Origin of the sequence: Rathayibacter sp. AY1D9, assembly GCF_002932395.1 — a bacterium.
Taxonomy (GTDB): Bacteria; Actinomycetota; Actinomycetes; order Actinomycetales; family Microbacteriaceae; genus Rathayibacter.
In genome coordinates this window covers 1-24,186 of record NZ_PSVQ01000014.1, presented here as the reverse complement: position 1 = coordinate 24,186, position 24,186 = coordinate 1, and the positions used below count along the sequence as shown (strand labels likewise).

The following is a 24,186-nucleotide window of genomic DNA, read 5'->3' as shown; positions in this document are numbered from 1 at the left end:
GCCCGTCGAGCAACGGGCCGCCGCCAGTCTCCGCCGCTCGGCGAGGATCTGCGCGGGGTTGCGTCTCACGGCCGCGCCGAGGACGATGCGCCTCCGGCCCGGCCCGTCAGCCCGCTGCGCCGAGCCCCGTCACCGCACCGGCGATCGCCGTCGTCTCCTCGCCGTCCGGCCAGCGCAGCCGCACGCCCGGCTCCGTGACGACGCTCCCCACCGCGGCCGTCGCGGTCCAGGGTGTGCCCATCCTCGACTCCCCCCGCCGGTCGGCGGTGATCATCGCGAAGCCGGGGAAGCAGCCGAGCCAGTCGGCGGTGCCGGCCGCCTCGGGGACGGGGACCGCCGCGAGGTCGATCACCGCTCCTCCTCCGCTGGCCTCGGCGAGCATGCCGACCGTCCCCACCAGCCCGGCCATGCTCACGTCCTTCGCCGCCCTCGGCCGCGCGAGTCCGACGGAGGCGGCCATCGCCCGGAGCTCCTCCGCGCGCCGGGACGACGTCGAGTCCCACTGGGCGCCCGCGAAGCCGGGCCGCCAGCCGCCGCCGAGGTCGGCCGTCAGCGAGAGCTCGTCGCCCGGAGCGGCCGCGCCCGGCACCGGCGCCGCGGTACGGCCGAGACCGGTGACGCTCAGGGCCGCCGGCACTCCGAGCTGGGTGTGCCCGCCGAGCACGGGGACGCCCCAGGCGGCGGAGGCGGCCCGCAGACCGCTCACGATGCGCGCGGCGGCGGCCGCGTCGCGAGCGCCGATCGCGTCCATCAGCCCGATGCCGGTCGCGCCCATCGCGGTGAGGTCGTTGACGTTGACCAGCACCGAGCACCACCCCGCCCACTCCGGGTGGCGCTCCACCATGGACGGGACGATCGCGTCGCAGACGGCGATCAGGTCGCTGCCCGGGACCGGTGCTCCGTCGTCGCCGACGAAGCCGGCCCCACCGAGGCCCCCCTCGGCCGCCAGCGGAGCCAGAAGGGCGCCGAGGGCCGCCTTGGCCGCGGTGGCCGCCCGGTCGAGCCGGTCGACCGGCCAGCGCATCCGGGCGTGCTCGACTCGGGCGACGGTGCTCGTGCCGATCCTCCGCCAGCCGAGCCGCCGGAACAGCACCTCGTTGCGCAGCTGCACCGAGGCCTCGAAGCGGAGCACCCCGCGCGCCTCCGCCTCCGCGCAGGCCGCGCGCACGAGGGCGGCACCGATCCCGGAGCCGCCCCGCGCCTCGCGCGCCACCACCAGGCGGCTGCCGGTCCACCAGCCCAGATCGCGTCCGCCGCCGACAGGCGCGATCCGGACCCCGCCGAGCACCGCGCCGTCCGGAGCCACCGCGACGAGCACCACCGAGCGCGGATCGTCGTCGGCGTCGTCGTGGTCGTCGCCCGCGAACAGCCCCTGCTCGGCGACGAAGACCTCGCGCCGCAGGGCCCGGTGCGCGGCGAGCTCGCGCTCCTCCGCCCGCACCACCGTGAACGCAGGCGCGACCCGAACACCCTCGAGGATCGAGAGCTCCACCATCAGGCGCCGGCCGTCTTCAGGACGCCGCAGGCCCCGCACGCCGCGCAGCCCGCGCTCTGGCCGCTGCTCAGCATCCCGGCCTCGATCAGGAGCGCGGCGACCTCGGCGCTGACCCGCTCCAGCAGTGACCCGGCCGGCGGGAGCACGTGGTCGACCTCGGTCGCCAGGGTCCCGCGCAGCGGACGGAAGGGCACCACGAAGGGGTAGACCCCCATCCCGATCAGCTCGCGGGCGCTCGTGACCAGCTCGTCCGGGTCCTCGCCGAGGCCCACCAGGAGGTAGGTCGAGACCTGGTTGCGGCCGAAGATCCGCACTGCCTCGCGCCACGCCCAGCGGTACTCGTCCAGGCTGACCCGCGCCTTGCCCGGGGTCCAGCGCTGCCGCACCGCGTCGTCCATCGACTCCACGTGGATGCCGATCGAGACGGCGCCCGCGTCCTTCAGCGCCTGCAGCGCCGAGACGTCGGAGGGCGGCTCGCACTGCACCTGGATCGGCAGCCCGGGGACCGCCGCGAGCACCGCGCGGACGCAGCGCGCGAGGTGGGCCGCTCCGCGGTCGCGGCCCTTGGAGGTGCCGGTGGTCATCACCATCTGGCGCACGCCGTCGAGGCGGACCGCCGCCTCCGCGACCTCGGCGAGCTGGGCCGGGGTCTTGACCGCGATGGTCGCACCGGCTTCGAGCGAGGCCTCGATCGCGCAGAAGCGGCAGCGCTCCGCCTCGTCATAGCGCATGCAGGTCTGGACGACGGTGGTCGCGAGGATGTCACGGCCGTGCAGCCGGGCGATCTTCTCGTAGGAGACGCCGTCGGCGGTGTCGAGATCGTAGAAGCGCGGGCGGCGGACGGGAGTCACGTCCAGGCCGATGTCGGCGCCCTCGAGCAGGAGGCGGTTCCCGCTCACCACGTAGGGGCTGTCGGGGTTCACCGGGATCGCGGCGCCCAGGCCGCCGAGCATCACGTGCCCGTCGTCGCTCGGGCCGGCGCCGGCCTCGCGGTGCACCGGTGCCTCGACGCGGATGCCCTGCAGGGCGATGTCGACGCGGGTGCGGAGGGCGGAGGGGCCGGTGCGGCGGATCCCGGTCGAGTGCGCCCCGCCCGGGGAGTGCGCCCCGCCGACCGGGTGCGGGCCGGCGGCCGGGTGCGCCGCACCGGTTGCCGGCGGCGAGGATGCGGGGGAGGGACTGCGGAGATCGGTCACGAGGACTCCTTCGTGGCACCGCGGAGCGGGCCGGACGGGCCGCGCACAGCGGCGGCCGGGATGTCGGTGCGGTCGTCTCACCCCCCAGTCAAGGCGCCTCGTGTTTCGCCCTCGTGACGGGAGGAACGCGGTCTCGTTACGGATCCGCCGTCACGGGAGCTTCTTCCGGTGGAAACCACTCCGAAACATCCCGGCCGTTGACTGGACGCGTTCCACTCCGCACCACTGCTCCACCCCGGCGGACGTCGTCCCGCGTCGTCTCAGCGCATCCCGCCGGAGCCATGCACTCGCACGCCGCTTCGGCGGACCGACACCAGGAGGAACCATGTCCGTCTCCCAGGAGATCGAAGACCAGGTCAGCGCCAACATCGAGATGTCGCGCTCCGAGATCGCCCACCCGGCGCTCCCGAAGGGCAGCAACCTCTACGGCTCCACCAAGGTCTTCCCCGACTACCAGGCCGAGCCCGGGGAGTCGTACCTGACCCTCGTGCACGGCATCGCCCACGAGTCCTCGGTCAGCTTCGTCGCAGTGCTCCAGGCCACCCGCGCGGCGCGGAAGGGCTACGAGTCCGCGCTCTACTTCTACGGGCCCGGCACCATCAACGCGATGGCCACCCGCGGCTTCCCGACGGTCGGCGACTCCGGATTCCCCGGCGAGCAGAACCTCAACAACGCCATCGAGACCTTCATCCAGGAGGGGAACCGCGTCTTCGTCTGCCGGTTCGGCATGGCGCTCCACGGCCTCCGCGAGGAGGACCTGATCGAGGGCTGCATCCCCTGCCACCCGCTCGACGTGCAGGACGCGCTCATCCACTACGCCCGCAAGGGCGCGATCATCAACTCCACCTACAACCTGTAGGCGATCGCGATGACCCTCGTCGGATCGGTCGCGGCGAACTTCACCCGCGACCTGGATCAGAACTACGCGCTCATCGCCTCCCTGGCCGAGGAGGCCCGCGAGAGGGGAGTGCGCTTCCTGGTGCTCCCCGAGGCCGCGATCGGCGGCTACCTCTCCTCGCTCGGCAACCACGGCGACACGGTCGCCACCACCCGCCGCTCCCTCCCGCCGGCGGTGCGCCTGGACGGGCCGGAGCTACGGCGGGTGCAGGAGATCGTCGGCGACCTGGTGGTGGCGATCGGCTTCTGCGAGCTCGACGACGACGGCGAGACCCGCTACAACGCGGCCGCGCTCCTGGACGGCGGGCAGGTCTACGGCAGCTACCGGAAGGTGCACCAGCCGCTGGGCGAGCACCTCTCGTACTCGCCGGGCCCGGGCTACGGCACCTTCGAGACGCCGGTCGGCCGGGTGGGCCTGCAGATCTGCTACGACAAGGCGTTCCCCGAGGCGGCGCGGTCGATGGCGCTGGACGGCGCCGAGATCATCGCCTCGCTCTCGGCGTGGCCGGCCGCTCGGACGGCGACGGCCGAGAACCTGCAGGAGGACCGCTGGACGTACCGGTTCAATCAGTTCGACATCGCCCGCGCCCTCGACAATCAGGTGTTCTGGCTCGCCTCGAACCAGTCGGGGACCTTCGGCTCGCTCCGCTACGTCGGGAACGCGAAGGTCGTCGATCCCGGCGGCAACGTGCTCGCGACGACGCTGCTCGGAGCAGGCATGGCCGTCGCCGACATCGACGTGCGCGGCGCCTTCGAGGCGATGCGCGGCGGGATGTTCCACCTGCGCGACCGGCGGCCCGACGCCTACGACATCGACCGGGTCTGGAACGGAGGACTCGTCCATGCCTGAGATGACCTTCCACGTCCGCTGGCCGGACGGCTCGGAGGAGCGCTGCTACTCGCCGAGCCTGGTCGTGCACGAGTTCCTCGGGACCGGGACCGCCTACTCGCTCGAGGACTTCGTCGCCCGTTCGAGTGAGGCGCTGCGCATCGCGTCGGACCGGGTGCGGGAGCGGTTCGGGTTCGCCTGCACCTCCGCGATGCAGCAGGAGTCCGACATCCTCCGCACGGCGCAGCGCTTCGAGGGCGGCACGGTCAGGGTGCTCGCGATGGAGCCGCCCGCTCCGGCCGGGCAGCGGGTGCGGCCGTGAGCGCCGCTATCGAGCCCGGGCGCCACGTCGAGGTCGCGGTGGTCGGAGGCGGGCAGGCCGGGCTCTCGATCAGCCGGCACCTGGTCGACGACGGCATCGAGCACGTCGTGCTCGAGCGCGCGACCATCGGCCACGACTGGATCGACCGCCGCTGGGACGCCTTCACCCTCGTCACGCCGAACTGGCAGTGCCGCCTCCCCGGGTACCCCTACGACGGGCCGGACCCGGACGGATTCATGACGCGCGACGAGGTGCACGGGTGGGTGCGCCGCTACGCGCAGAGCTTCGACGCCCCCGTTGTCGAGGGCGTGGAGGTGAGCCGGCTCCGCGAGCGCGCCGGGGGAGGGTTCGAGCTGATCACGAGCGCGGGCGCGATCACGGCCGACCAGGTCGTCGTGGCGACCGGCGGCTACCACCGCCCGGTCCTCCCCGCCGTCGCCGCGCGGCTGCCGTCGGACGTGCTGCAGCTCCACTCCGCCGACTACCGCTCGCCGGAGGCGCTCCCGCCCGGCGGCGTGCTCGTCGTCGGCTCCGGGCAGTCGGGCGCGCAGATCGCCGAGGACCTCTTCCTCGCCGGGCGCGAGGTCCACCTCGCCCTCGGCAGCGCGCCGCGGGTGGCGCGCTTCTACCGGGGCCGCGACTGCGTCGCCTGGCTCCAGGACATGGGCGTGTACGACGTGCCCGTCCACGCGCAGGTCGGCGGGCTCACCAAGCGGGAGTCGACCAACCACTACGTGACGGGGCGCGGGGGCGGGCGGGACATCGACCTGCGCGCCTTCGCCCGCGACGGGATGCACCTCTACGGCCGACTGGCCGGGGTGGAGGGGTCCCGGCTGCGCTTCGCCCCCACGGCGGAGGCGTCGCTCGACTACGCGGACTCGGTCGCGGAGTCGATCAAGGACGACATCGACCGCTACATCGCGGCGCACGGCATCGACGCTCCCGAGGAGGACCGCTGCCGTCCGGTCTGGCGGCCGGAGTCCGAGGCGACCGGGCTCGACCTCGCGCGCATCGGCAGCGTCGTCTGGGCGGTCGGGTTCCGCTCCGACTATCGCTGGGTCGAGATCGGCGTGTTCGACGGCGCCGGCCATCCCACCCAACAGCGCGGAGTGACGAGCGTGCCGGGCCTGTCGTTCCTCGGGCTGCCGTGGCTGCACACCTGGGGGTCCGGCCGCTTCGAGGCGATCGCCCGCGATGCGGGGCACCTGGCGGAGGAGGTCCGGCGAGTGCGCGAGGCGGGGCGCTTCGCTCGGGAGCGCGAGCCGGATCTCGCCGGATAGCCTCCTCGCATGACGAAGACGGTGATGGGTGCGGTCGCAGCGCACTTCGGTCGCGACATCGACCGCACCCTCGCCAAGCTCGCCGGCATCATCGCTCACGCCCGCGAGCGCTCGGTCGACCTGCTCGTGCTCCCGGACGCGACCCTCGGCGGCTACCTGCTCGACCTCCAGCACCCCGGGCCGGACCTGCCGCCGAGCCTCGAGCTCGATGGGCCGGAGGTCGCCCGCGTGGCCGAGCTGGCGGGCGATCTCACTGTGTGCTTCGGGATCGCGGAGCGCGCGCTCGAGGGCGGTCGCGAGGTCCGCTACGACACCGCGGTCTGCGTGCACGGCGGGCGCGTGATCGGCACGCACCGCAAGGTCCACCTGCCGCTGGGCGAGTCCGAGGCGTACCTGCCGGGTCGCGGCTTCGCCGCCTTCGACTCGCCGATCGGGAGGATGGGGATGCTGATCGACTTCGACAAGACCTTCCCGGAGTCCTCGCGCTCGCTGGCCCTCGACGGCGCGGAGGTGCTGGCCTGCCTCAGCGCGTGGCCCGCGAGCGTGACCGACCGCTCCGATCGGATCCGCAACGACCGCCAGGCCCACCTGTTCGATCTCTACGACTGCGCCCGCGCCGCCGAGAACCAGGTCTACCTCGTCTCCTCGAACCAGACCGGCGTGCTCGGCGGCCTGCGGTTCCTCGGGCAGGCGAAGGTCGTGGATCCGGCGGGAGAGATCATCGCGAAGACCTGGGCGAAGGGCGGGCTCGCGCTCGCCTCCGCTGACGTCGCCGGCTCCGTCGCCCGCGCCCGCCGCACGATGCACCACCTCCGCGACCGCGCGGAGCACGCCTACCGGAGCTGAGATGCGGATCTGCCTGCTGACCTACTCCACCCGGCCGCGCGGCGGGGTGGTGCACACCCTCGCCCTCGCCGAGGCGCTCGCGCGCGCCGGACACGACGTCACGGTGCGCACGCTCGCCCGGGGCGGCGACGACTCCTTCTTCCGCCCCGTCGATCCGTGCGTGACCGTGCGGGTGGTGCCCTTTCCGCACCGCGAGGGCGAGCCGGTCGGCGCCCGCATCGTCCGGTCCATCGCCGCGATGGCCGAGGCCCTGCGGGGCGAGGACGCCCCGGTCGTCCACGCGCAGGACTGCATCTCGGCCAACGCGGCGCTCGCCGCCGGACTCGCGCCGATCCGCACGATCCACCACCTGGACGACTTCACCACCCCGGAGCTGCGCGCCTGCCACGACCGCGCCGTCCGGCTCCCCCTGACCCGGCTGTGCGTGTCCGCTGCGGTCGCCGAGGAGGTGCGCGCCGGCTGGGGGCTGCTGCCCGACGTGATCCCGAACGGTGTCGACGCGGCGCGGTTCGCGGCCGCCGTCGACGATCCGCTGACCGGGGGGTGGCGGGCCGAGCTCGGCCCGTACCTCCTCGCCCTCGGCGGCATCGAGCCGCGGAAGGGCAGCATCGAGCTGCTCGAGGCGTGGGCTCTGCTGCGCGAGCGCGGCCACGACGTCGCGCTGGTGTTCGGCGGCGGCGAGACCCTGTTCGACTACCGCGAGTACCGGGCTGCCTTCGACCGGAGGGCGGCCGAGCTCGGGATCGCTCCGGTGATCCTCGGCACCGTTCCGGAGGAGAGGCTCGCTCCGCTCGTCGCCGGCGCCTCCGCGCTGGGCTTCGTCTCGGTGAAGGAGGGGTTCGGGCTGGCGGCGATGGAGGCGCTCGCCGCGGGGGTGCCGGTCGTGGCGCGGGAGCTGCCGGTGATCCACGAGGTGTTCGGGGACGCGGTCCGCTACGGGCGGGACCCCGCCTCCTTCGCCGACGCGCTGGAGGAGGCCCTGACGCTGCCCTCGCCGGACGGCCGGGCCCTGGCCGCCTCGCACTCCTGGGACGACGTCGCGGCCGCGCATCTGCGGTTCTACGAGCGGGTGCTCGACGGCTCGGTTCAGAGCTCAGAAGGAACTCCTCCGGACGGGCCGGGATCCGCGCGAGCAGGCGTGCCCGGATGACTCCGTCCTGCCGCCTGGACACGATCGGGCGCCGCCGGTGACCCGCCGGTCGATCTCGCGCATCGTCACCGGTCTCGCCGACGCCGATCCCGACCGGATCGTCGCCGTGGCCGACGAGGGCGCGCTGACGGCGGGGGAGCTCGACCGCGAGAGCACCCGCCTCGCCCGCGCCTACCGCGATCTCGGCGTCCGGACCGACGACCTCGTCACCGTCTCGCTCTCGAACTCGCTGGACGCGCTCGTCGTCTGCGCGGCGGTCTGGAAGGCGGGCGCCGTGCCGCAGCCGGTCTCGACCGGGCTGTCGGCGGCGGAGCGCGCCGAGGTGGAGCGGATCGCGCGGCCGGCGCTCGTCATCGGCGCGCCCTCCTCCTCCGCTGTCCCGTGGCGCGCGGGCGACTGGCGGCCCGGGCCGGAGGTGCCGGCCGGCTCGCTCGAGGACCGGTGGGCCTCGTCCTGGAAGGCGCCCACCTCCTCCGGCAGCACGGGGCGGCCGAAGGTGGTGCTGGCCGCGGGCCCGGCGCTGCTGGATCCGGACGCGCCGGTCGCGCCGTTCCTGCCGCGCGAGGGCGTGCAGCTGGTGAGCGGCCCGCTGATGCACTCGGCGACCTTCACCTACGCCTTCCGCGGGCTGATGACCGGGCAGCGCCTGGTGCTGCTGCCGCGGTTCGACGCCGCCCGGGTCCTCGCGGCGATCGAGGAGCACCGCGTCACCTGGACCCTGCTCGTCCCGACCACGATCCGCCGCCTGCTGGCTGCGCCCGAGCGGTCGGGGGCGGACGTGTCCTCGCTCGCGACGGTGCTGCACCTCGGAGCGCCCTGCGCGCCCGCCGACAAGCGGGCGCTGATCGGCTGGCTCGGCCCGGAGCGGGTGGTCGAGGTCTATGCGGGCAGCGAGTCGAACGGATTGACGATGATCACGGGCCGGGAGTGGCTGGAGCACCCGGGCAGTGTCGGACGGCCGATCAGCGGGACGACCCTGCGCATCCTGCGGGAGGACGGCACGGAGGCTCCGACCGGCGAGCTCGGCCGCATCTGGCTGCACCGCGGCGAGGCCCCCGCCTACCGCTACCTCGGCGCGGGCTCGCGGCGGACGGAGGAGGGCTGGGACACCCTCGGCGACGTCGGCCGCGTCGACGGGGACGGGTGGCTCTGGGTGGTCGACCGCGCCGACGATCTGATCCTCCGGGGCGGAGTGAGCGTCTGGCCGGCCGAGGTCGAGCGGGTGCTGGAGGCCCTGCCCGGAGTCCGCGGGGCGGTCGCCTTCGGCGTGCCGGACACGGAGCTGGGGCAGGCGGTGGAGGCGGTCGTCGACGTGGGCGACGCGGGCGTGGACCCGGCCGGTCTGCTCGCTCGGGCGAACGCCGAGCTGGGCGCTGAGCGGCGCCTCCGGGCCCTCCGGATCGTGCACGAGCCCGTTCGGAGCGACGCGGGCAAGGTCCGTCGCTCCGCGCTCGCCCCCGTGGCGCAGACGCTCGGGACCCACCGTTCCGCCGGCACCCCGGATGAACCAGAGTAGGCCCTGCGCCCCCGCGCACCGACCCCAGGGAGACCCGATGAAGTACATGCTGATCATGCGCGCGACCGATGCGGCGAAGGAGGCCTACGCCTCGATCCCGTTCGACGAGATCATCACCCGGATGGGGCAGTACAACGAGGCGATGATCGAGGCGGGCGTGCTGCTCTCGGGCGACGGCCTGGCCGACGACGTCGCCTCCTCCGGCTTCGTGGTCGACTTCTCCTCCGAGCCGCCGACCGTCGTCGACGGCGCCTACGGCCCGACCGAGTCGCTCTTCAACGGCTTCTGGATCATCGGGGTCGACTCCAAGGAGCAGGCCCGCGAGTGGGCGCTGCGCTGCCCGCTGGTGCCCGGCAACCGCCTCGAAGTGCGCCGGATCACCGACGAGAGCGACTTCGCGGAGTTCGCCGACAACGAGTACGTGCAGAAGGAGGCCGGCTGGCGCGAGGACGAGGCGGCCCGCGCCTCCGTGGACTGACGCGGCGGCGGGCGTCACGCCTCCGTGACGACGCCCGCCTCGACGTGCCAGTGCCGCGTCAGCTGCACCGTCTCGAGCATCCGCCGGTCGTGGGTGACCAGCAGCAGGGTGCCCTCGTACGCCTCGAGCGCCTCCTCCAGCTGCTCGATGGCGACGAGGTCGAGGTGGTTGGTCGGCTCGTCGAGCACCAGGAGGTTCGTGCCGCGGGCCTGGAGGAGCGCCAGGGCGGCCCGCGTCCGCTCGCCCGGCGAGAGCTCGCCGACGCGGCGGCCGACGTGGTCGGCCTTCAGCCCGAACTTCGCCAGCAGGGTGCGGACCTCGGCGGTCGGCCACTCGGGCACCAGCGCCTCGAACGCGTCCGCGAGCGGCACCTCGGCGGCGAGCATCCCGCGCGCCTGATCGATCTCGCCGATCGCCACGCTCGCTCCGAGGGAGGCGCCGCCCTCCTCCGGCTCGGCGCGGCCGAGGAGGAGCGACAGCAGCGTCGACTTGCCGGCGCCGTTGGGCCCGGTGATGCCGATCCGGTCGCCCGCGTCGACCTGGAGCGACACCGGCCCGAGCGTGAAGGCGCCGCGGCGGGCCACCGCGCCGTTCAGCGTCGAGACGACCGAGCTCGAGCGCGGGGCGCTGCCGATCGTGAAGGCGAGCTGCCACTCCTTGCGCGGCTCCTCGACCTCCTCGAGCCGCGCGATCCGGCTCTCCATCTGGCGCACCTTCTGCGCCTGCTTCTCGCTCGACTCCGCCGAGGCCTTGCGACGGATCTTGTCGTTGTCGGGGGCCTTCTTCATCGCGTTGCGCACGCCCTGGCTCGACCACTCCCGCTGGGTGCGGGCGCGGGAGACCAGGTCGGCCTTCTGCTCGGCGAAGTCCTCGTACTTCTCGCGGCGCTGGCGGCGCGCGGTCTCGCGCTCCTCCAGGAACGCGTCGTAGCCGCCTCCGTAGACCCGGTTGGTGCCCTGCGCGAGATCGAGCTCGAGCACGCGGGTGACGCTGCGGGCGAGGAACTCGCGGTCGTGGCTCACGAGGACCGCGCCGCCGCGGAGTCCGCGGACGAAGGCCTCCAGGCGCTCCAGGCCGTCGAGGTCGAGGTCGTTGGTCGGCTCGTCGAGCAGCACCACGTCGAAGCGCGAGAGCAGCAGCGCCGCGAGGCCCACCCGCGCCGCCTGCCCGCCGGAGAGGGAGGTCATCGTCGAGGAGGCGGCCGCGGCTCCGAGCGACAGGCCCAGGTCGGCCAGGACGACCGGGGTGCGCTCGTCGAGGTCGGCCGCGCCGCTCGCGAGCCAGCGGTCGAGCGCGAGGGCGTAGCGGTCGGCGATCGAGCCGTCGGGATCGGGATCGGCCAGGGCGGAGGCGGCGGTGTCGAGCTCGGCGGAGGCCTCGGCGCAGCCGGTGCGGCGCGCGATGTAGCCGGCGACGGTCTCGCCCTCGCGGCGCTCGTGCTCCTGCGGCAGCCAGCCGACGAAGGCGTCGCCCGGCGAGAGAACGACGGAGCCCTCGAGTGGAGCCGTCTCGCTCGCGAGGATGCGCAGGAGAGTCGACTTGCCGGCTCCGTTCGCCCCCACGACGCCCACCACGTCCCCGGGGGCGACCGTCAGGTCGAGTCCGTCGAACAGGGTGCGGTGCGCATAGCCTCCGGAGAGGCCCTTGGCGACGAGGGTGGCGGTCACCGGTCCAGCGTAGGCGCGGGCGACTCGCTAGACGGCCTGGTGATCAGCCGGTCTAGGATGTGCGGATGAGCGACACGAGCCTGCGGAGCGGCGCCGGGTACTGGTACCCGGACGAGTCGTCCACCCGCCGCGCTGTCGAGGTGCTGAGCGCGATGCGCACGTACCGCGTCTCCGAGGTCTCGATGCGCCGCCGCACGCGTGAGCGGATGGCGATGGGCGAGACGGACCTGATCGCCATCCAGTACCTGCTCCGCCAGCAGCGCAAGGGCGAGCTGGTGACCGGCAAGGACCTGGCCTCGCACCTCTCCATCTCGTCCGCGTCGACCACGGTCCTCATCGACCGCCTGGTCCGCAGCGGCCATCTCGTGCGCAAGCCCAACCCGACCGACCGGCGCGGGATCGTCGTGGAGGCGACCGTCGACAGCGACGACGAGGTGCGCGCCACGCTCCAGGAGATGCACCGCCGGATGCTCGAGATCGCCGAGGACCTGGACGCCCCCGAGGCCGAGGTCGTCGTCAACTTCCTCCGCCGGATGAGCGCGGCCGTCGACGAGATCGACGCGGAGCACGGCGACGGGCACGATACGGACGAAGCCGACCCGGCGGAACCCTCCGAGGCGAAATAGCTAGACGGACTAGTAATAAGCCGAGGGGCCTATAGTCTGGCGGCATGGGTCAATTCCTCTACGGCACTCCTCCCGCCGTCATCGAGATCGAGGACCGGACCCTGGCCCACCTCCAGATCGTGATCTACGCGAAGTTCCGCCGCGACGAGCGCTTCAGCCTCACCCTCGACTCGATGCCCGAGGGCGCGCGCGGCCGCCACTCCTTCTGGATGAACCCGAACATCGCCCTGCAGTTCCATTTCGCGGGGAGCCGGCAGCCGACGATCAACCCGACCTGGGTCGAGCTCCTGATGGACGCGGCGAACAGCGGCGGCGGGCTGCGCCTGCTCCCCGAGCCCCCGTCGTGACCCGGTCCCGGTGAGGCCGACCCGGCCCGGACGACCGCGGAGCTCCCCGCACGACGGTGGATCCGCAGCACCGGCCTCCTGCGACAGCGCACGTGCCCCCGGCCGCCCCGTCTCCTAGGGTGGAGCGGGCGCCGCGGGGCGTGCGGAGGGCGGGGGACATGCGCAGGACAGTCATCGGAGCGACGGCACTGGCCGGTGTGCTCGCGCTCGCGGGGTGCTCGGCGCCCGCTCCGGCGCCGACGGTCACGGTCACCGTGTTCGCCACGGCGACGCCGACTCCGGTGCCGGACCCGACCGTCACGGCGGCGCTCCCGCAAGCGACGGCCACGGTCTTCGCGCCGGTCCCCGAGGCGACGGTCACCTTCACGCCGAACGCGACACCGGACATCCCCGAGACCGCCTTCGCGGTCGACAACGGCGCGGTTCCCGGGGCGAACGGCGAGCCGACCCGCGACGGGGAGGGGGACATCGTGAGCTACACCGTGGTGCAGGGCGACACGTTCTTCGACATCGCGCAGCGCTTCGGGATCCCGGTGCAGCAGCTGCTCCGGATGAACCCGACGATCGCCGGAGCCGGCGAGGCGGTCTACATCAATGCAGTCATCAACCTCGACGCGAGCACGCTGGGCTGAGCGGAGCGGCGAGCCGCGGAGGCGGCCGCCCGGAGCGACCCGGCTACTGCGACTTCGGCAGGACGTGGAACGCGACGGCGAGCGATCCCGAGATCATCAGGATGCCGCCGACGAAGAGGAATCCGGCGATGTCGGGCAGCAGGAACGAGTTGCCGAGAACGAGGATCCCGCCGAGGAACAGCACGAACGAGAGGACGACGCCCAGACCAGTCATGCCCTCATCGTACGCAGGTCACGGGAGCAGGAGGTCCGCGAGCTCCTCGGCACCGGACACCAGCGCGATCGTCCCGACCGCCTCGAGCGGCGATCCGTAGCCCCACTCGACCATGATCGTCGGCACGCCGTGGGCTGCGGCGCCCTGCACGTCGTGCTCGCGGTCGCCCACCATCACCGGCGCCGAGAGGTCGACGCCGAGCTCGCGGAGCCGGCGCAGCGCCTCCTCCACGACGTCGGCCTTGGCGCTGCGGACCTCGTCCTCGGAGGCGCCGCAGATCACCGTGAAGTACTGCGCCAGTCCGTAGTGCTCGAGGATGCGCGTGGCCGCCGACTCCGGCTTGGAGGTCGCGAGCGAGAGCGGCACGCCGGCCTCGGCGATGCGCGCCAGCACCTCGGGCAGCCCCGGGTAGACCGAGGAGTCGAACAGCCCGCCCGCGTTGTAGCGGCGGCGGTAGACCACGAGCGCGGCCTGCGCCTCCTCGACGGTCATCCCGCCGAGCTCGCGGAACGCCTCGAGCAGCGGAGGGCCGACGTAGGCCAGCAGCTCGGCCGGAGCGGGCACGGGGCGGCCCAGCTCGACGAAGGTCTCGACGAGGGTGCCGGTGATGCCGGGGGCGGAGTCGGTGATCGTGCCGTCGAGGTCGAACAGGATGCAGGACCAGGTGCCGGCTCGTGAGTCGAGGCCGGTGGCGGCGAGGGTCGTGTCGGACATGGCGGGCTCCTGACCTCGGAGGACGGGGTGACGCCGGCGCTGCCCCGCCGGGGGCCACACTCTACGGCCGTTCGGCGTCCAGAGCCCGTTCGACGAACGAACGGGTGACGACCTGGGCGATCGAGCCGGGGTCGAGCTGCACGGCGACGAAGTCGGCGGTGCGGATCAGCGCGAAGGCCTCGCGTCCGGGGAGGACCAGCATCTGCACCCGCGGATGCTGCTGCCGGGGGACCGCGGTGCGCACCTCGTCCGTGGAGGTGAACAGCGGCAGGACCTGCTCCCCGGTGGTCGTCGCGACGGTGCGGACGTGCGGCACGCCTCCGGGCTGGGAGCCCGTGACGTCGACCACGAGGGAGCCGTCGAGGCAGGCCTCGAGCAGCCGGTCGACGGCCTCGGCGGTGGGAGCGGCGACGAGCGCCTCCAGTGCTTCCCGAGCCTCCGCATTGCGGTACGGACCGGGTCGCGCCGGGCGTGCAGGGGGTCCGCCTCGTCGTGCCATGGCTCCACGCTAACGAAGACCGGGGCGTGATCGGAATCGCCGGGACCGGTTCCCGGGAATGCGCGCGATCGGTGTCCGGAATCGTTACGGCCGTCTGCGGACACCGTGTCCTCTATTCGACGGCTGGTGGCGAACAGCTCGATTCAGCCGTGATTGCCTCCGCTTATCCTGAACATTCCCCTCGACATGGCGCGAGAAAGGGACGAATGGCGCCATTCATGGCGCACTCGATTGTGAAAGGGGGTAATGTCTCTCCCGGTCCGGGTCGAGACAGTCCGGTCCCGCGAACTCCAGGAGGAAAAGTGGCCCAGAAGATCACGCTTGTCGACGATATCGACGGAACCCTTATCGATTCCGGTGACGGCGGTACCGTCCGCTTCAGCATCGAGGGCGCCAACTACGAGATCGATCTCGGCCCCGACAACATCGCCGAGCTCCACTCGGCGCTCGAGAAGTTCGTCTCGAGCGCCCGCCGCGTCGGCTCGCGCCCCGCGGCCGCCACGAGCGTCGCGACCGCCTCCAAGAGCGACCCCAAGCAGCTCAAGGCCATCCGCGAGTGGGCGAACGCCAACGGCCACCCCGTCTCCGACCGCGGACGCATCCCCTCCGAGGTCCAGGCCGCCTACCAGGCCGCCCACAAGTAGCGGCCGCCGGGCTCTCGGCCCGGTGAGACGCCGCATTCCCGGGCCTCGCGCCCGGTGAGCGGAAGGCCCCCGTGATCCGATCGCGGGGGCCTTCGCCGTGCCTGTCAGAACAGGCGGGTGTGGGAGTCGTCGGTGCCGCGCATGGCCTCGTAGTCGAGCACCACGCAGCGGATTCCGCGGTCCTCGGCGAGAGTCCGCGCCTGCGGCTTGATCTCCTGAGCGGCGAAGACTCCCGTCACCGGGAAGAGGTGCGGATCGCGATTCATCAGCTCGAGATAGCGGGTGAGCTGCTCGACTCCGTCGATCTCGCCGCGGCGCTTGATCTCGACGGCGACGGCGGCTCCCGAGGAATCGCGGGCGAGGATGTCGACCGGGCCGATCGCGGTCATGTACTCGCGCCGGACGAGAGTGTGCCCCTCTCCGAGGAGGCCGATCTGCTCGGCGAGAAGGCGCTGGAGATGCGACTCCACTCCGTCCTTCACGAGTCCCGGATCGACGCCGAGCTCGTGCGCCGAATCGTGCAGCACCTCGTGGATGGAGACGACGAGAGCGTCGCCGGTCTTGCGGTGCGCGACGGTCCACTGCTGCGTCACTCCCGCGGCGCGCGCCTCCTCGTCGGGCTCGCCCGTGATCAGCGTGCAGGGCGGGCTCATCCAGTTCAGCGGCTTGTAGGAGCCGCCGTCGGAGTGGATGAGGACGCTCCCGTCGGCCTTGACGAGCAGGAGGCGGGTGGCGAGCGGGAGGTGGGCGCTGAGACGGCCGGTGTAGTCGACGGAGCAGCGCGCGATGACGAGACGCACCCGTCGAGGATAGACGGCACGGCCCCGGCGGGCTCCCGGCTCAGTGCGCGGCGACGGGAGGCCGGCGGCCGAGCGGAGGAGCGGGCGGCGGCACCGAGAGCGAGGCGCGCAGCGCGACCGCGAACTCGGCCGGCGCCTCCGCCCACGGGTGGTGGCCGCTCGACTCGATGACGGCCAGGCTCGCCTGCGGCAGGAGCGCGGTGAGCGCCTCCAGAGCGGCGACGCCCGTCACCGGATCGTCCTCGCCGCCGAGGACGACCGCGGGGCAGTCGAGGCGCTGCAGAGCGTCGCGGATCGCCGCGGTGTCGTCGGAGCCGGCGGGAGTCGTGTGACCGGCAGCCCGGTCGTCGATCCCGAGCCAGGCGGTGCCGGGGGCGATCAGGAGCAGGTGGGCGACGCGCTCGGGCGCGTCCACGGCGGCGAGCAGGACGGCGCGGCAGCCGGAGTCGTGCGCGGCGAGATCGAGCTCGTCGACGCCGAGGTGGCGGCGCAGGTCCTCCACGTCGGCGGCCGTCGTGGCCGGGGGAGCGGGAGGCAGCTCCGCGGAGTCGCCCACTCCGCGCGGGTGCAGCACGAGGACGCGGCGCGTGCAGGCGATCGAGGCGAACGAGCCGAGGTAGGAGGGGTGGCGCTCCGGCTCACCGGGGACGACCACCAGGGGCCGCCCCTGACCGGCTCCGTGCTCGTCGACGTGGAGCAGGGCGCCGTCGCGCGCTCGGTACCGCATCCGCTCCCCCTCCGCCGCCGTCCTGGGAAGCCTAGGGGGAGGCGCGCCGGGGCGCCCGGGCCCCACGGGGGCTTGCGGAGGCGCGTGGAGCGGGGCGGTCAGCTCCGTCGGCTGCGGGCGGCGGGGGAGGCGAGCCCGGCGACGACCACCAGGGCCAGCACCAGGAAGAGGGCGTTCAGCAGGCCGTAGTGCTCGCCGAGGAAGCCGATGGCCGGCGGTCCGACCAGGAACGCGACGTAGCCGAGCATCGCCACCGCGCTGACGCGGGCGGCCGAGTGCGGCCCCTCCGCCGCGGCCGACATGCCCACCGGGAAGCCGAGCGAGCAGCCCAGACCCCAGGCGACCGCGCCGACGACGACGAGCGCGTCGACCGGGGCGAGGATGAACAGCAGGATGCCGACGATCGCGAGCCCGGCGGAGGCGCGCAGCACCGGGACGCGGCCGAAGCGGTCGAGCACGGGCCCGCCGATCACGCGTCCGACGGTCATGGCGGCGACGAACACGCCGAACACGACGGCGGCGGTCGTCTTGTCGGTGCCGTGGCCGTCGACCATCGCCAGGGTCAGCCAGTCGTTCGCGGAGCCCTCGGCGAAGGCCATGCCCAGCATGATCAGGCCGATGAGGACGAGGCGGCCGTCGCGCCAGACGCCGAGGGAGGCGGCGACGCGCTCGCGGACCGGCGGCTTCACGGTGGTCGCCGCGCCGGAGGTGTCGAGCTCCTCGCGGACCGGGACGAAGCGGATCGCGATCACCGCGGTCACCGCGATCACCACGGCGATCGCGCCGAGGTGGACGGCGACGGGCACGGCCAGGGCGGAGGCGCCCGCGCCGATCAGCGCGCCGGCCACGGTGCCGAGGCTGAAGAAGGCGTGGAACAGCGGCAGGAGCGTCTTGCCGAAGGCCTTCTCGTTGGCCGCTCCCTCGACGTTCATCATCACGTCGACCGCTCCGTTGCCGAAGCCGAGCATCGCCATGCCGGCGAAGGCCGCGGGGAGGACGCCGATGACGTCGGCCGAGACGCCCAGCACCGCGAGCCCCGCCGCCGAGACGGTGAGGCCGAGCGCCATGCCGCGCCGGGCGCCGATCGCGCCCATGACCGGCGTCGAGAACGCGAGTCCGACGATCGCGCCGATCGACATCGAGAGGATCAGCAGGCCCACTCCGGCGGTCGAGAGCTGGAGCTCGTCGCGGATGGCGGGGGTGCGCGAGACCCAGGTGGCGATGGAGATCCCGCTGAGGACGAAGATCGTGAAGACGGCGTTGCGCCAGGCGACCAGCTGCGGGCGCGTGAGCGCGGACGTCGAGGTCATGGCGGTTCTCCTGGTGCGGGCGGGATCCGGACACCGGATCGAGAGGCACGGTCGAATCGATTCGAAGCGAGCCGGTCTAAGCTATCCGGAACCCCGGGGACGGTCAACCGACGACGAGCGCGCCGCCCCCACGAGGAGGAACGTGGAACCCCGCAAGAGCCCCCGGCCGACGCTCGCCCGCGTCGCGAGCCGGGCCGGAGTGTCCCCCTCCACCGCCTCGCTGGTCTTCAGCGGCTCCGGCCCCGTCTCGGAGGCCACGAAGGAGCGGGTGCTGCGCGCGGCGTCCGAGCTCGACTACGCCGGTCCCGACCCGCGGGCGCGCTCGCTCCGCCGCGGCCGCTCGGGGATCGTGGGGGTCGTCGTGGACGAGCGGATGCTGCACGCGTTCCGCGACCCGATCAAGATCGCCATGCTCGACGGGATCGCCGACGTGCTCGGCGGGGTCGACGCCGGGATCCTGCTGCTCACCGAGACCGGCGACGGCGCGGGCCTGCTGGCGACCGCCCCGGTCGACGCGATGATCCTGGTCGGCTGCAGCCCGTCGGTCGACGACTCCGTCGCCGTGCTGCGCCGCCGGGGGGTGCCCGTCGTCGTGGTCGAAGGCCTCTCGGAGCTGGGCGGCGCCGTGATCTCGCTCGACAACCGCGAGGCCAGCCGCACCCTCGCGGAGCACCTGCGCGAGCTCGGCCACGAGCGGGTCGCGGTGGTCGCGCTCCCGTTCGCGAAGGACCGCCGCCGCGGCGCGATCCCGCCCGGCTGGCGCTCGAGCCCCAGCATCACTCCGGTCGACCGCCTCCTCGGCGTGCAGGACGTCTTCCCGGAGGCGTCGGTCGTCGCCGCCGCGGCGAGCTCCGTCGACGAGGGCGTCGCCGCGGGCCGCACGCTGCTCGAGGGGGCGGAGCCGCCGACCGCGGTCGTCGCGCAGAGCGATCTGCTGGCCGCGGGCGTGATCCTCGCGGCGGAGGAGCGCGGGCTGCGCGTGCCCGAGGACCTCTCGGTGGTCGGCTTCGACGGCGTGCAGGTGCCCGGTCTCGCGGCCGAGTACGACCTCACGACGATGGCCCAGCCCGCGGTCGAGAAGGGCCGTGCGGCGGGACGGGCCGCGGTCGCGCTCCTGGCCGACGAGGAGGCGGAGGCGGTCTGCTTCCACGCCGTCTTCCACCGCGGGAACACCAGCGCTCCGCCGCGCTGACCGGAGTTGTCCACAGGCTTCTCCACAGGGGAGGAGCGCGATCAGCGGAGCCAGACGTCGCTGCGGACCCGGAGCCCGAGGGTGACCGCGCGGGCGCCGAGGAAGCCGACGGCGAAGGCGAGCCAGAGCGCGAGGAGGCGCCATTCGGCGGGCGCGGCGGGGGCGAGCAGGGCGAGCGGGACGAAGACGGCGAGGTTCGCGAGGCCGCTGAGCGCCAGGTAGCGGCCGTCGCCGGCGCCGATCAGCACGCCGTCGAGCACGAAGACGTAGCCGCCGAGCGGAGCGGTGAGGCCCACGACGGCGATCGCCGCGGGCAGCAGCCGCAGCACCTCCGGGTCGCTCGAGAAGACGTACGGCAGGACACCGCTCAGACCGGTGACCAGCGCTCCGAGCACTACCCCCGCACCGATTCCCCAGGTCACACAGCGTTTCGTGACGGCTCGGGCCTGCTCGGCGTCGCCCGCGCCGAGGAGGCGGCCCAGCAGCGCCTGCGCGGCGATCGCCACCGCGTCGAGGGCGAAGGCGACCGTCGAGAACAGCGTCATCGCCACCTGGAAGGCGCCCAGCTCCTCCGCCCCGAGCGAGGTGGCGGTCGCGACCGCGAGCAGGATCGCCGCGCGGAGGCTCGCTGTGCGCAGCAGCATCCAGCCGCCGGATCCCGCGGAGGAGGCCAGGCCCGCGAGGTGCGGCCGCAGCGGCGCGCCGACCCTCCGGGCGAGCCGCAGCGCGACTCCCGCGTAGGCCGCGAGCATGGCCCACTGCGCGATCACCGTCCCCAGTGCGGAGCCGGTTATCCCCAGGCCGGCCGGGTAGATCAGCACGGCGTTGAGAGCGGCGTTGAGGGCGAATCCGCCGGCGGCGATCACCAGCGGAGTGCGGGTGTCCTGGAAGCCGCGGAGGAGCCCGGTGAGCGCGAAGACGCCGAGCATGGCGGGGATCCCGGCCATGCTCACCGTCAGGTACCGCACGCCCGCCTCGGCCACCGCCGGTTCCGCGCCGAAGAGCGCCACGACGGCCGGAGCGGTGAGCGCGCCCACCACGGCGATGCCGGCGCCGAGGAGCAGGGCCAGCCAGCCGCCGTCGATCCCGGCCGCCACGGCCCTCCGCTCGTCGCCCTCGCCGAGGGCCCGGCCGACCCGCGGAGTGGTGCTGTACGCGAGGAAGACCATCAGGCCGACGACCGTCTGCAGCACCGTGCCGCCCAGCGCGAGCCCGGCGAGCGGGACGGCGCCGAGGTGGCCGACCAGGGCGGAGTCGGTGAGCAGGAACAGCGGCTCGGCGACCAGCGAGCCCAGCGCCGGGACGGCGAGCCGGAGGATGCTGCGGTCGAGGGCTGAGGTCACCGCTCGACGCTAGCGGCTGCCGGAGCTCCGGGACGGGCGTACCGTGGGCGGGATGCAGCGCTTCGGGATCGGGCTGGCGGCCGTGGGCCGGCCGGCGTACATCACGGCAGGGCGCGACGACGACCTCGGCCCCGCGGCCGAGCGGAGCGTCGACGCGCTGCGCGAGCGCACGCACCTGCTGCTCGACGCGGCGTGGGACGCCGGCGTCCGCTTCCTCGACGCCGCGCGCTCCTACGGGCGGGCGGAGGAGTTCCTCGGCGGCTGGCTCGCCCGGCACCCCGAGCGGCGGGCGGCGCTCACGATCGAGTCGAAGTGGGGCTACGAGTACGTCGGCGGGTGGGCGATGGACGCGCCGGTGCACGAGCGCAAGGAGCACTCGGTCGCGATGCTCGACCGCCAGTGGCCGCTCACGCTCGACGCGCTCGGCTCGGCGCCCGACTCCTACCTCGTCCACTCGATCACTCCCGAGAGCCCGGCCCTCACCGACCGCCCGCTGCTGGACCGCCTCCGCGGCCTCGCCGGCTCCGGAGTGCGGGTCGGCCTCTCGACGAGCGGACCCGAGCAGGCGCGCGTGATCGAGCTCGCCCGCGCGATCCCGGAGTCGCCGTTCAGCGCGGTCCAGAGCACCTGGAACCCGCTCGAGCAGTCCGCGGGCCGGGCGCTCGCCGCCGCGCACGACGACGGCTGGCTGGTGGTGGTCAAGGAGGCCCTCGCCAACGGGAGGCTCGTGGCGCACCCGATCGAGCACGCCGGCGCCGCGCCGGACGCCGTCGCCCTGGGGGCCGTCCTCGCGCAGCCCTGGGCCGACGTCGTGCTGAGCGGCGCGGCGACTCCGGAGCAGCTGCGGGCCAACCTGCGCGCGCAGCCCCGGGAGCTCCCGGACCTCCCGGCGCTCGCCGTGGATCCGGCCCGCTACTGGGCCGAGCGCTCCGCTCTCGACTGGACCTGAGAGCACTCGAACGAAGTGAGGCGTGCGCTCCGGCGCCGCACGGAATAGCGTTCCTCTCAGCGCCCCGTCTGCCCTCTCTGCGAGGGCTGGCGCGCGGATCGGCCCTCGTGATATCCCCCGAGGGGATCCGCCCCGGCCCGCCACCCCTCTTCGAGTGCGGGCGAATCGAGCTTCCGATTCTCAGGCGATCCGCAGGTTACGGGCGGGGTGACGGCAGTGCCAGAGGAAGCGGGGAGCGCGGGCTTAACGGGGGGTGACGCATCGGCGGGCTATGCCGGGGAGGCCGGACGGCCGTGGTCCGAGGGGTCGATCCGGATGGCGCACTCGAGGAGCTCGGCGCTCCTCCACAGGGCGCGGATCAGCGCGGGCATCCCCGGGAACGATCGTCACGATCCCGAGCCCTCAGGACTCGGAGCCCCGCCGCACGCGGAGCCGCGTCTCCTCGAGGTCGAGCAGCGACTGGGCATCGCGGAGGATGCGCTGCGGGTAGGCGCGGCGCGAGCGCGCGTCCAGCAGCGCCTCCCGCTCGGCCGCGACCACGGCGAGGCGCAGCGCTCGGTAGAGGCGGTGCGGAGTGTCCGCGACCGACCTCTCCGTGCCACGCGAGCGCTCCCAGGCGGCCTCGGAGCGGAGGAACGACGTCTGCCGCACCCGCTCCAGGACGTCCGGAGCGACGCCGTCGGCGCCCTCGACGGCGTCGCCCGGGCGCTCCAGCACCGAGAGGCCCTTCTCGGTGATCTCGTCGAGCAGGCCCGCGAGCGCGCGCTGGTCCTCGGGCACGTCGATCCCGCGGATGCCCAGCGCCCGGATCAGCAGCGGCAGCGTGCTGCCCTGGATCAGCAGGGTCGCGACGGCCACGGTGAAGGCGATCAGCACGAGCTGCGGGCGGTAGGGGATGTCCTCGGGCAGCGACTGCGCGGCCGCGAGGGTCACCACTCCGCGCATCCCGGACCAGCCGAGCACCAGACCGCCGCGCCAGCCGATGCCGTTGCGGCTGAAGTGCCGGTAGTCGCTGCGCCGCAGCAGGTAGCGCCGCTTCGCCCGGCCGCGCTCCTCCTTCGGCAGCTCCTGCGCCTCGGGCGACTCGAGCAGCTCCTTCTGCTCGCGGGCCCGGCGCTCGGCCCGGCGGGTCTGCCAGCGCTCGCCGAGGAGCACCGGGCCGACCCAGAGGAAGCGAACGACGATCAGCCCGACCACCGCGATCAGGCCGATGCCGACCGCTGCGGGCACGGAGAGGCGCGCGCTGTCGGCGTCGTGGATCAGCGAGCGGATCTCGAGCCCGATCAGCAGGAACACGCCGTTCTCGAGCAGGAACTGCACGGTCCGCCAGTTGATCCGGTCGTTCACCCGCGACTGTGCGGTGAAGGCGCGGGAGGAGGCGTGCCCGGTGTGCAGGCCGGCGACGACCACGGCGAGCACGCCCGAGGCGCCCAGGCCCTCGGCGGGGATGAACGCGACGAAGGGGACGATGAAGGAGAGGACGGTGTTGAGCACCGGGTCCTCGAGCCGCGAGCGGACGAAGACGGTGACGACGCTGGCCACGAACCCGACCACGACGGCCACGACGACCGCGTAGAGGAAGTCGCCGATCGCGGCCCACGGCGTCGCGAGCGTCCCGGCGGCGGCGGCGAGGGCCGAGCGGAGGAGCACCAGCGCGGTCGCGTCGTTGATCAGCCCCTCGCCCTCGAGCAGGGTGAGCAGACGCGGCGGGAGGCCGAGCCGCCGGCCGACCGAGGTCGCGGCGACCGCATCGGGCGGGCTGATGATCGCGCCCACGGCGATCGCCAGGCCCAGCCCGAGCTCGGGGAGGAGGAGGAAGAGGAGCGCGCCGACGCCGGCCGCCGAGATCAGCACCAGAACGACCGACAGGCCGGTGATGGTGGTGAGGTTCCGGCGGAAGTCGATGAACGGGACGCTGAGCGCCGCCGCGTACAGCAGCGGCGGCAGCACGCCGTCGAGCACCCACTCGTGCGGGACGACCACCTCCGGAACCCCGGGGATGTACGAGAGGCCGACGCCGGCGAGCACGAGGACGATCGGGGCGGCGACGCCGAGGCGCCGCGAGAAGACGGCGACCGCGACGAGGACCGAGACGCCGACGATCGCGGCGATGCCCAGCTCCATCAGCGGAGGCTCTCGAGGGCGCAGAAGGGCATGGTCTCGTCTCCAGGGGGTGGCGGGCGATCGCCCGGGACGAGTCTGCGCCTCTCGGCGGATGCGGGGCAGGGGGTTGCGAGCACCCGGCGTCCCGCGCCGGGGTCAGCCGTCGTCGCGAGCGGCGCGGCGGTCGAGCAGGCGGGCGAGTCCGAGGAGGAGCGCCATGGCGCCGAGCGCCGCGACGGCCAGGGCGAGCGCGGCGCCGGGCTCGAGCGTGATCCCGCGCTCGACGACCTGCGCGCGCAGCACCGGGTCGGCGGAGACGACGAGCAGGCCGATCGAGGCGGCGGCGAGGACGAGTCCGTAGAGGACGGCGCCGACGCGGATCCGCGGGCGGGCGGTACCTGACGGTGAGC

The 24,186-nt window shown here is 73.8% G+C and carries 25 protein-coding genes and 1 pseudogene; 14 read left to right on the top strand and 12 right to left on the bottom strand.

What is annotated here, in order from left to right:
- Window positions 1–106 precede the first annotated feature (106 nt).
- Together C5C50_RS07880 and C5C50_RS07875 are read right to left on the bottom strand one after the other, a co-directional pair.
- The gene (locus tag C5C50_RS07880) at window positions 107–1,495 is read right to left on the bottom strand and encodes an MSMEG_0567/sll0787 family protein (RefSeq protein ID WP_104250269.1); all 1,389 of its coding nucleotides are present in this window, start codon (window positions 1,493–1,495) and stop codon (window positions 107–109) included.
- Window positions 1,495–2,691, bottom strand: a complete 1,197-nt coding sequence (locus C5C50_RS07875; RefSeq protein ID WP_258059779.1) for an MSMEG_0568 family radical SAM protein — start codon at window positions 2,689–2,691, stop codon at window positions 1,495–1,497. The genes C5C50_RS07880 and C5C50_RS07875 overlap by 1 nt, the downstream gene beginning before the upstream one ends.
- 325 nt (window positions 2,692–3,016) lie before the next feature.
- Here C5C50_RS07875 and C5C50_RS07870 point away from each other — a divergent pair, with 325 nt between their 5' ends.
- From C5C50_RS07870 to C5C50_RS07835, 8 genes are read left to right on the top strand one after another with little or no spacing between them, the layout of a single operon-like run.
- The gene (locus tag C5C50_RS07870) at window positions 3,017–3,550 is read left to right on the top strand and encodes an MSMEG_0572/Sll0783 family nitrogen starvation response protein (RefSeq protein WP_104222636.1); all 534 of its coding nucleotides are present in this window, start codon (window positions 3,017–3,019) and stop codon (window positions 3,548–3,550) included.
- A gap of 9 nt (window positions 3,551–3,559) precedes the next feature.
- Complete coding sequence (locus C5C50_RS07865; protein ID WP_104222635.1) at window positions 3,560–4,438, top strand: carbon-nitrogen hydrolase family protein; 879 nt, start codon at window positions 3,560–3,562, stop codon at window positions 4,436–4,438.
- On the top strand, window positions 4,431–4,739 hold the full coding sequence (locus C5C50_RS07860; protein WP_104222634.1) for an MSMEG_0570 family nitrogen starvation response protein: 309 nt from the start codon (window positions 4,431–4,433) through the stop codon (window positions 4,737–4,739). Before C5C50_RS07865 ends, C5C50_RS07860 begins: the two co-directional genes overlap by 8 nt.
- The gene (locus C5C50_RS07855; protein WP_219814087.1) at window positions 4,736–6,019 is read left to right on the top strand and encodes an MSMEG_0569 family flavin-dependent oxidoreductase; all 1,284 of its coding nucleotides are present in this window, start codon (window positions 4,736–4,738) and stop codon (window positions 6,017–6,019) included. The genes C5C50_RS07860 and C5C50_RS07855 overlap by 4 nt, the downstream gene beginning before the upstream one ends.
- A 9-nt stretch (window positions 6,020–6,028) precedes the next feature.
- Window positions 6,029–6,865, top strand: a complete 837-nt coding sequence (locus C5C50_RS07850) for a carbon-nitrogen hydrolase family protein (protein WP_104273222.1) — start codon at window positions 6,029–6,031, stop codon at window positions 6,863–6,865.
- A gap of 1 nt (window position 6,866) precedes the next feature.
- Window positions 6,867–8,015, top strand: coding sequence for an MSMEG_0565 family glycosyltransferase (locus C5C50_RS07845; protein ID WP_104273221.1), 1,149 nt, complete (start codon window positions 6,867–6,869; stop codon window positions 8,013–8,015).
- Between the two features lie 37 nt (window positions 8,016–8,052).
- Window positions 8,053–9,531, top strand: a complete 1,479-nt coding sequence (locus C5C50_RS07840) for an AMP-binding protein (protein WP_104273220.1) — start codon at window positions 8,053–8,055, stop codon at window positions 9,529–9,531.
- A 37-nt stretch (window positions 9,532–9,568) separates the two neighbouring features.
- Window positions 9,569–10,009, top strand: a complete 441-nt coding sequence (locus C5C50_RS07835) for a YciI family protein (protein ID WP_104273219.1) — start codon at window positions 9,569–9,571, stop codon at window positions 10,007–10,009.
- Window positions 10,010–10,023: 14 nt separating this feature from the next.
- Here the strand turns inward: C5C50_RS07835 and C5C50_RS07830 are convergent, their stop codons facing one another.
- Entirely contained in the window at window positions 10,024–11,676 is a 1,653-nt protein-coding gene (locus C5C50_RS07830) for an ABC-F family ATP-binding cassette domain-containing protein (RefSeq protein WP_104261419.1), read from the bottom strand.
- 65 nt (window positions 11,677–11,741) lie between these two features.
- Between C5C50_RS07830 and C5C50_RS07825 the strand changes: the two genes are divergently transcribed.
- The 3 genes from C5C50_RS07825 to C5C50_RS07815 all read left to right on the top strand — a co-directional run bounded on the left by C5C50_RS07825 (window position 11,742) and on the right by C5C50_RS07815 (window position 13,281).
- Window positions 11,742–12,302 carry a MarR family winged helix-turn-helix transcriptional regulator gene (locus C5C50_RS07825; RefSeq protein ID WP_104247561.1) on the top strand — a complete coding sequence of 187 codons (561 nt, stop codon included), beginning with the start codon at window positions 11,742–11,744 and terminating at the stop codon, window positions 12,300–12,302.
- Between the two features lie 44 nt (window positions 12,303–12,346).
- Window positions 12,347–12,649: an ATP-dependent DNA ligase gene (locus C5C50_RS07820; RefSeq protein WP_104225758.1), complete on the top strand. Its 303-nt coding sequence runs from the start codon at window positions 12,347–12,349 to the stop codon at window positions 12,647–12,649.
- A 158-nt stretch (window positions 12,650–12,807) separates the two neighbouring features.
- Window positions 12,808–13,281 (top strand): LysM domain-containing protein, encoded by a 474-nt coding sequence (locus C5C50_RS07815; protein ID WP_104222627.1) that lies wholly within the window; start codon window positions 12,808–12,810, stop codon window positions 13,279–13,281.
- A 43-nt stretch (window positions 13,282–13,324) separates the two neighbouring features.
- Here the strand turns inward: C5C50_RS07815 and C5C50_RS16930 are convergent, their stop codons facing one another.
- From C5C50_RS16930 to C5C50_RS07805, 3 genes are all read right to left on the bottom strand, one after another.
- Window positions 13,325–13,495 carry a hypothetical protein gene (locus C5C50_RS16930; RefSeq protein ID WP_159911733.1) on the bottom strand — a complete coding sequence of 57 codons (171 nt, stop codon included), beginning with the start codon at window positions 13,493–13,495 and terminating at the stop codon, window positions 13,325–13,327.
- Between the two features lie 18 nt (window positions 13,496–13,513).
- On the bottom strand, window positions 13,514–14,209 hold the full coding sequence (locus C5C50_RS07810) for an HAD hydrolase-like protein (protein WP_104273218.1): 696 nt from the start codon (window positions 14,207–14,209) through the stop codon (window positions 13,514–13,516).
- A 61-nt stretch (window positions 14,210–14,270) separates the two neighbouring features.
- Entirely contained in the window at window positions 14,271–14,708 is a 438-nt protein-coding gene (locus C5C50_RS07805; RefSeq protein WP_104222625.1) for an SseB family protein, read from the bottom strand.
- Window positions 14,709–15,010: 302 nt separating this feature from the next.
- On the opposite strand from C5C50_RS07805, the gene C5C50_RS07800 reads away from it, so the two are divergent.
- Entirely contained in the window at window positions 15,011–15,352 is a 342-nt protein-coding gene (locus C5C50_RS07800; protein WP_104222624.1) for an Lsr2 family protein, read from the top strand.
- 104 nt (window positions 15,353–15,456) lie between these two features.
- Here C5C50_RS07800 and nucS read toward each other — a convergent pair whose 3' ends face one another.
- The 3 genes from nucS to C5C50_RS07785 all read right to left on the bottom strand — a co-directional run bounded on the left by nucS (window position 15,457) and on the right by C5C50_RS07785 (window position 18,189).
- Complete coding sequence (gene nucS, locus C5C50_RS07795; RefSeq protein WP_104222623.1) at window positions 15,457–16,152, bottom strand: endonuclease NucS; 696 nt, start codon at window positions 16,150–16,152, stop codon at window positions 15,457–15,459.
- Between the two features lie 40 nt (window positions 16,153–16,192).
- The gene (locus C5C50_RS07790) at window positions 16,193–16,879 is read right to left on the bottom strand and encodes an alpha/beta fold hydrolase (protein WP_104268838.1); all 687 of its coding nucleotides are present in this window, start codon (window positions 16,877–16,879) and stop codon (window positions 16,193–16,195) included.
- Window positions 16,880–16,977: 98 nt separating this feature from the next.
- Entirely contained in the window at window positions 16,978–18,189 is a 1,212-nt protein-coding gene (locus C5C50_RS07785; protein ID WP_104225755.1) for an MFS transporter, read from the bottom strand.
- 142 nt (window positions 18,190–18,331) lie between these two features.
- On the opposite strand from C5C50_RS07785, the gene C5C50_RS07780 reads away from it, so the two are divergent.
- Window positions 18,332–19,381 (top strand): LacI family DNA-binding transcriptional regulator, encoded by a 1,050-nt coding sequence (locus C5C50_RS07780; RefSeq protein ID WP_258059316.1) that lies wholly within the window; start codon window positions 18,332–18,334, stop codon window positions 19,379–19,381.
- A 41-nt stretch (window positions 19,382–19,422) separates the two neighbouring features.
- Here the strand turns inward: C5C50_RS07780 and C5C50_RS07775 are convergent, their stop codons facing one another.
- Complete coding sequence (locus C5C50_RS07775) at window positions 19,423–20,724, bottom strand: MATE family efflux transporter (RefSeq protein ID WP_104273217.1); 1,302 nt, start codon at window positions 20,722–20,724, stop codon at window positions 19,423–19,425.
- Window positions 20,725–20,776: 52 nt separating this feature from the next.
- On the opposite strand from C5C50_RS07775, the gene C5C50_RS07770 reads away from it, so the two are divergent.
- Window positions 20,777–21,673: an aldo/keto reductase gene (locus C5C50_RS07770; protein ID WP_104225753.1), complete on the top strand. Its 897-nt coding sequence runs from the start codon at window positions 20,777–20,779 to the stop codon at window positions 21,671–21,673.
- Window positions 21,674–22,075: 402 nt separating this feature from the next.
- Here C5C50_RS07770 and C5C50_RS07765 read toward each other — a convergent pair whose 3' ends face one another.
- Both C5C50_RS07765 and C5C50_RS16925 read right to left on the bottom strand, forming a co-directional pair.
- Window positions 22,076–23,797 carry a sodium:proton antiporter gene (locus C5C50_RS07765; protein WP_104273216.1) on the bottom strand — a complete coding sequence of 574 codons (1,722 nt, stop codon included), beginning with the start codon at window positions 23,795–23,797 and terminating at the stop codon, window positions 22,076–22,078.
- A 135-nt stretch (window positions 23,798–23,932) separates the two neighbouring features.
- Window positions 23,933–24,186 (bottom strand): annotated as a pseudogene (locus tag C5C50_RS16925) (hypothetical protein); the annotation flags it as partial.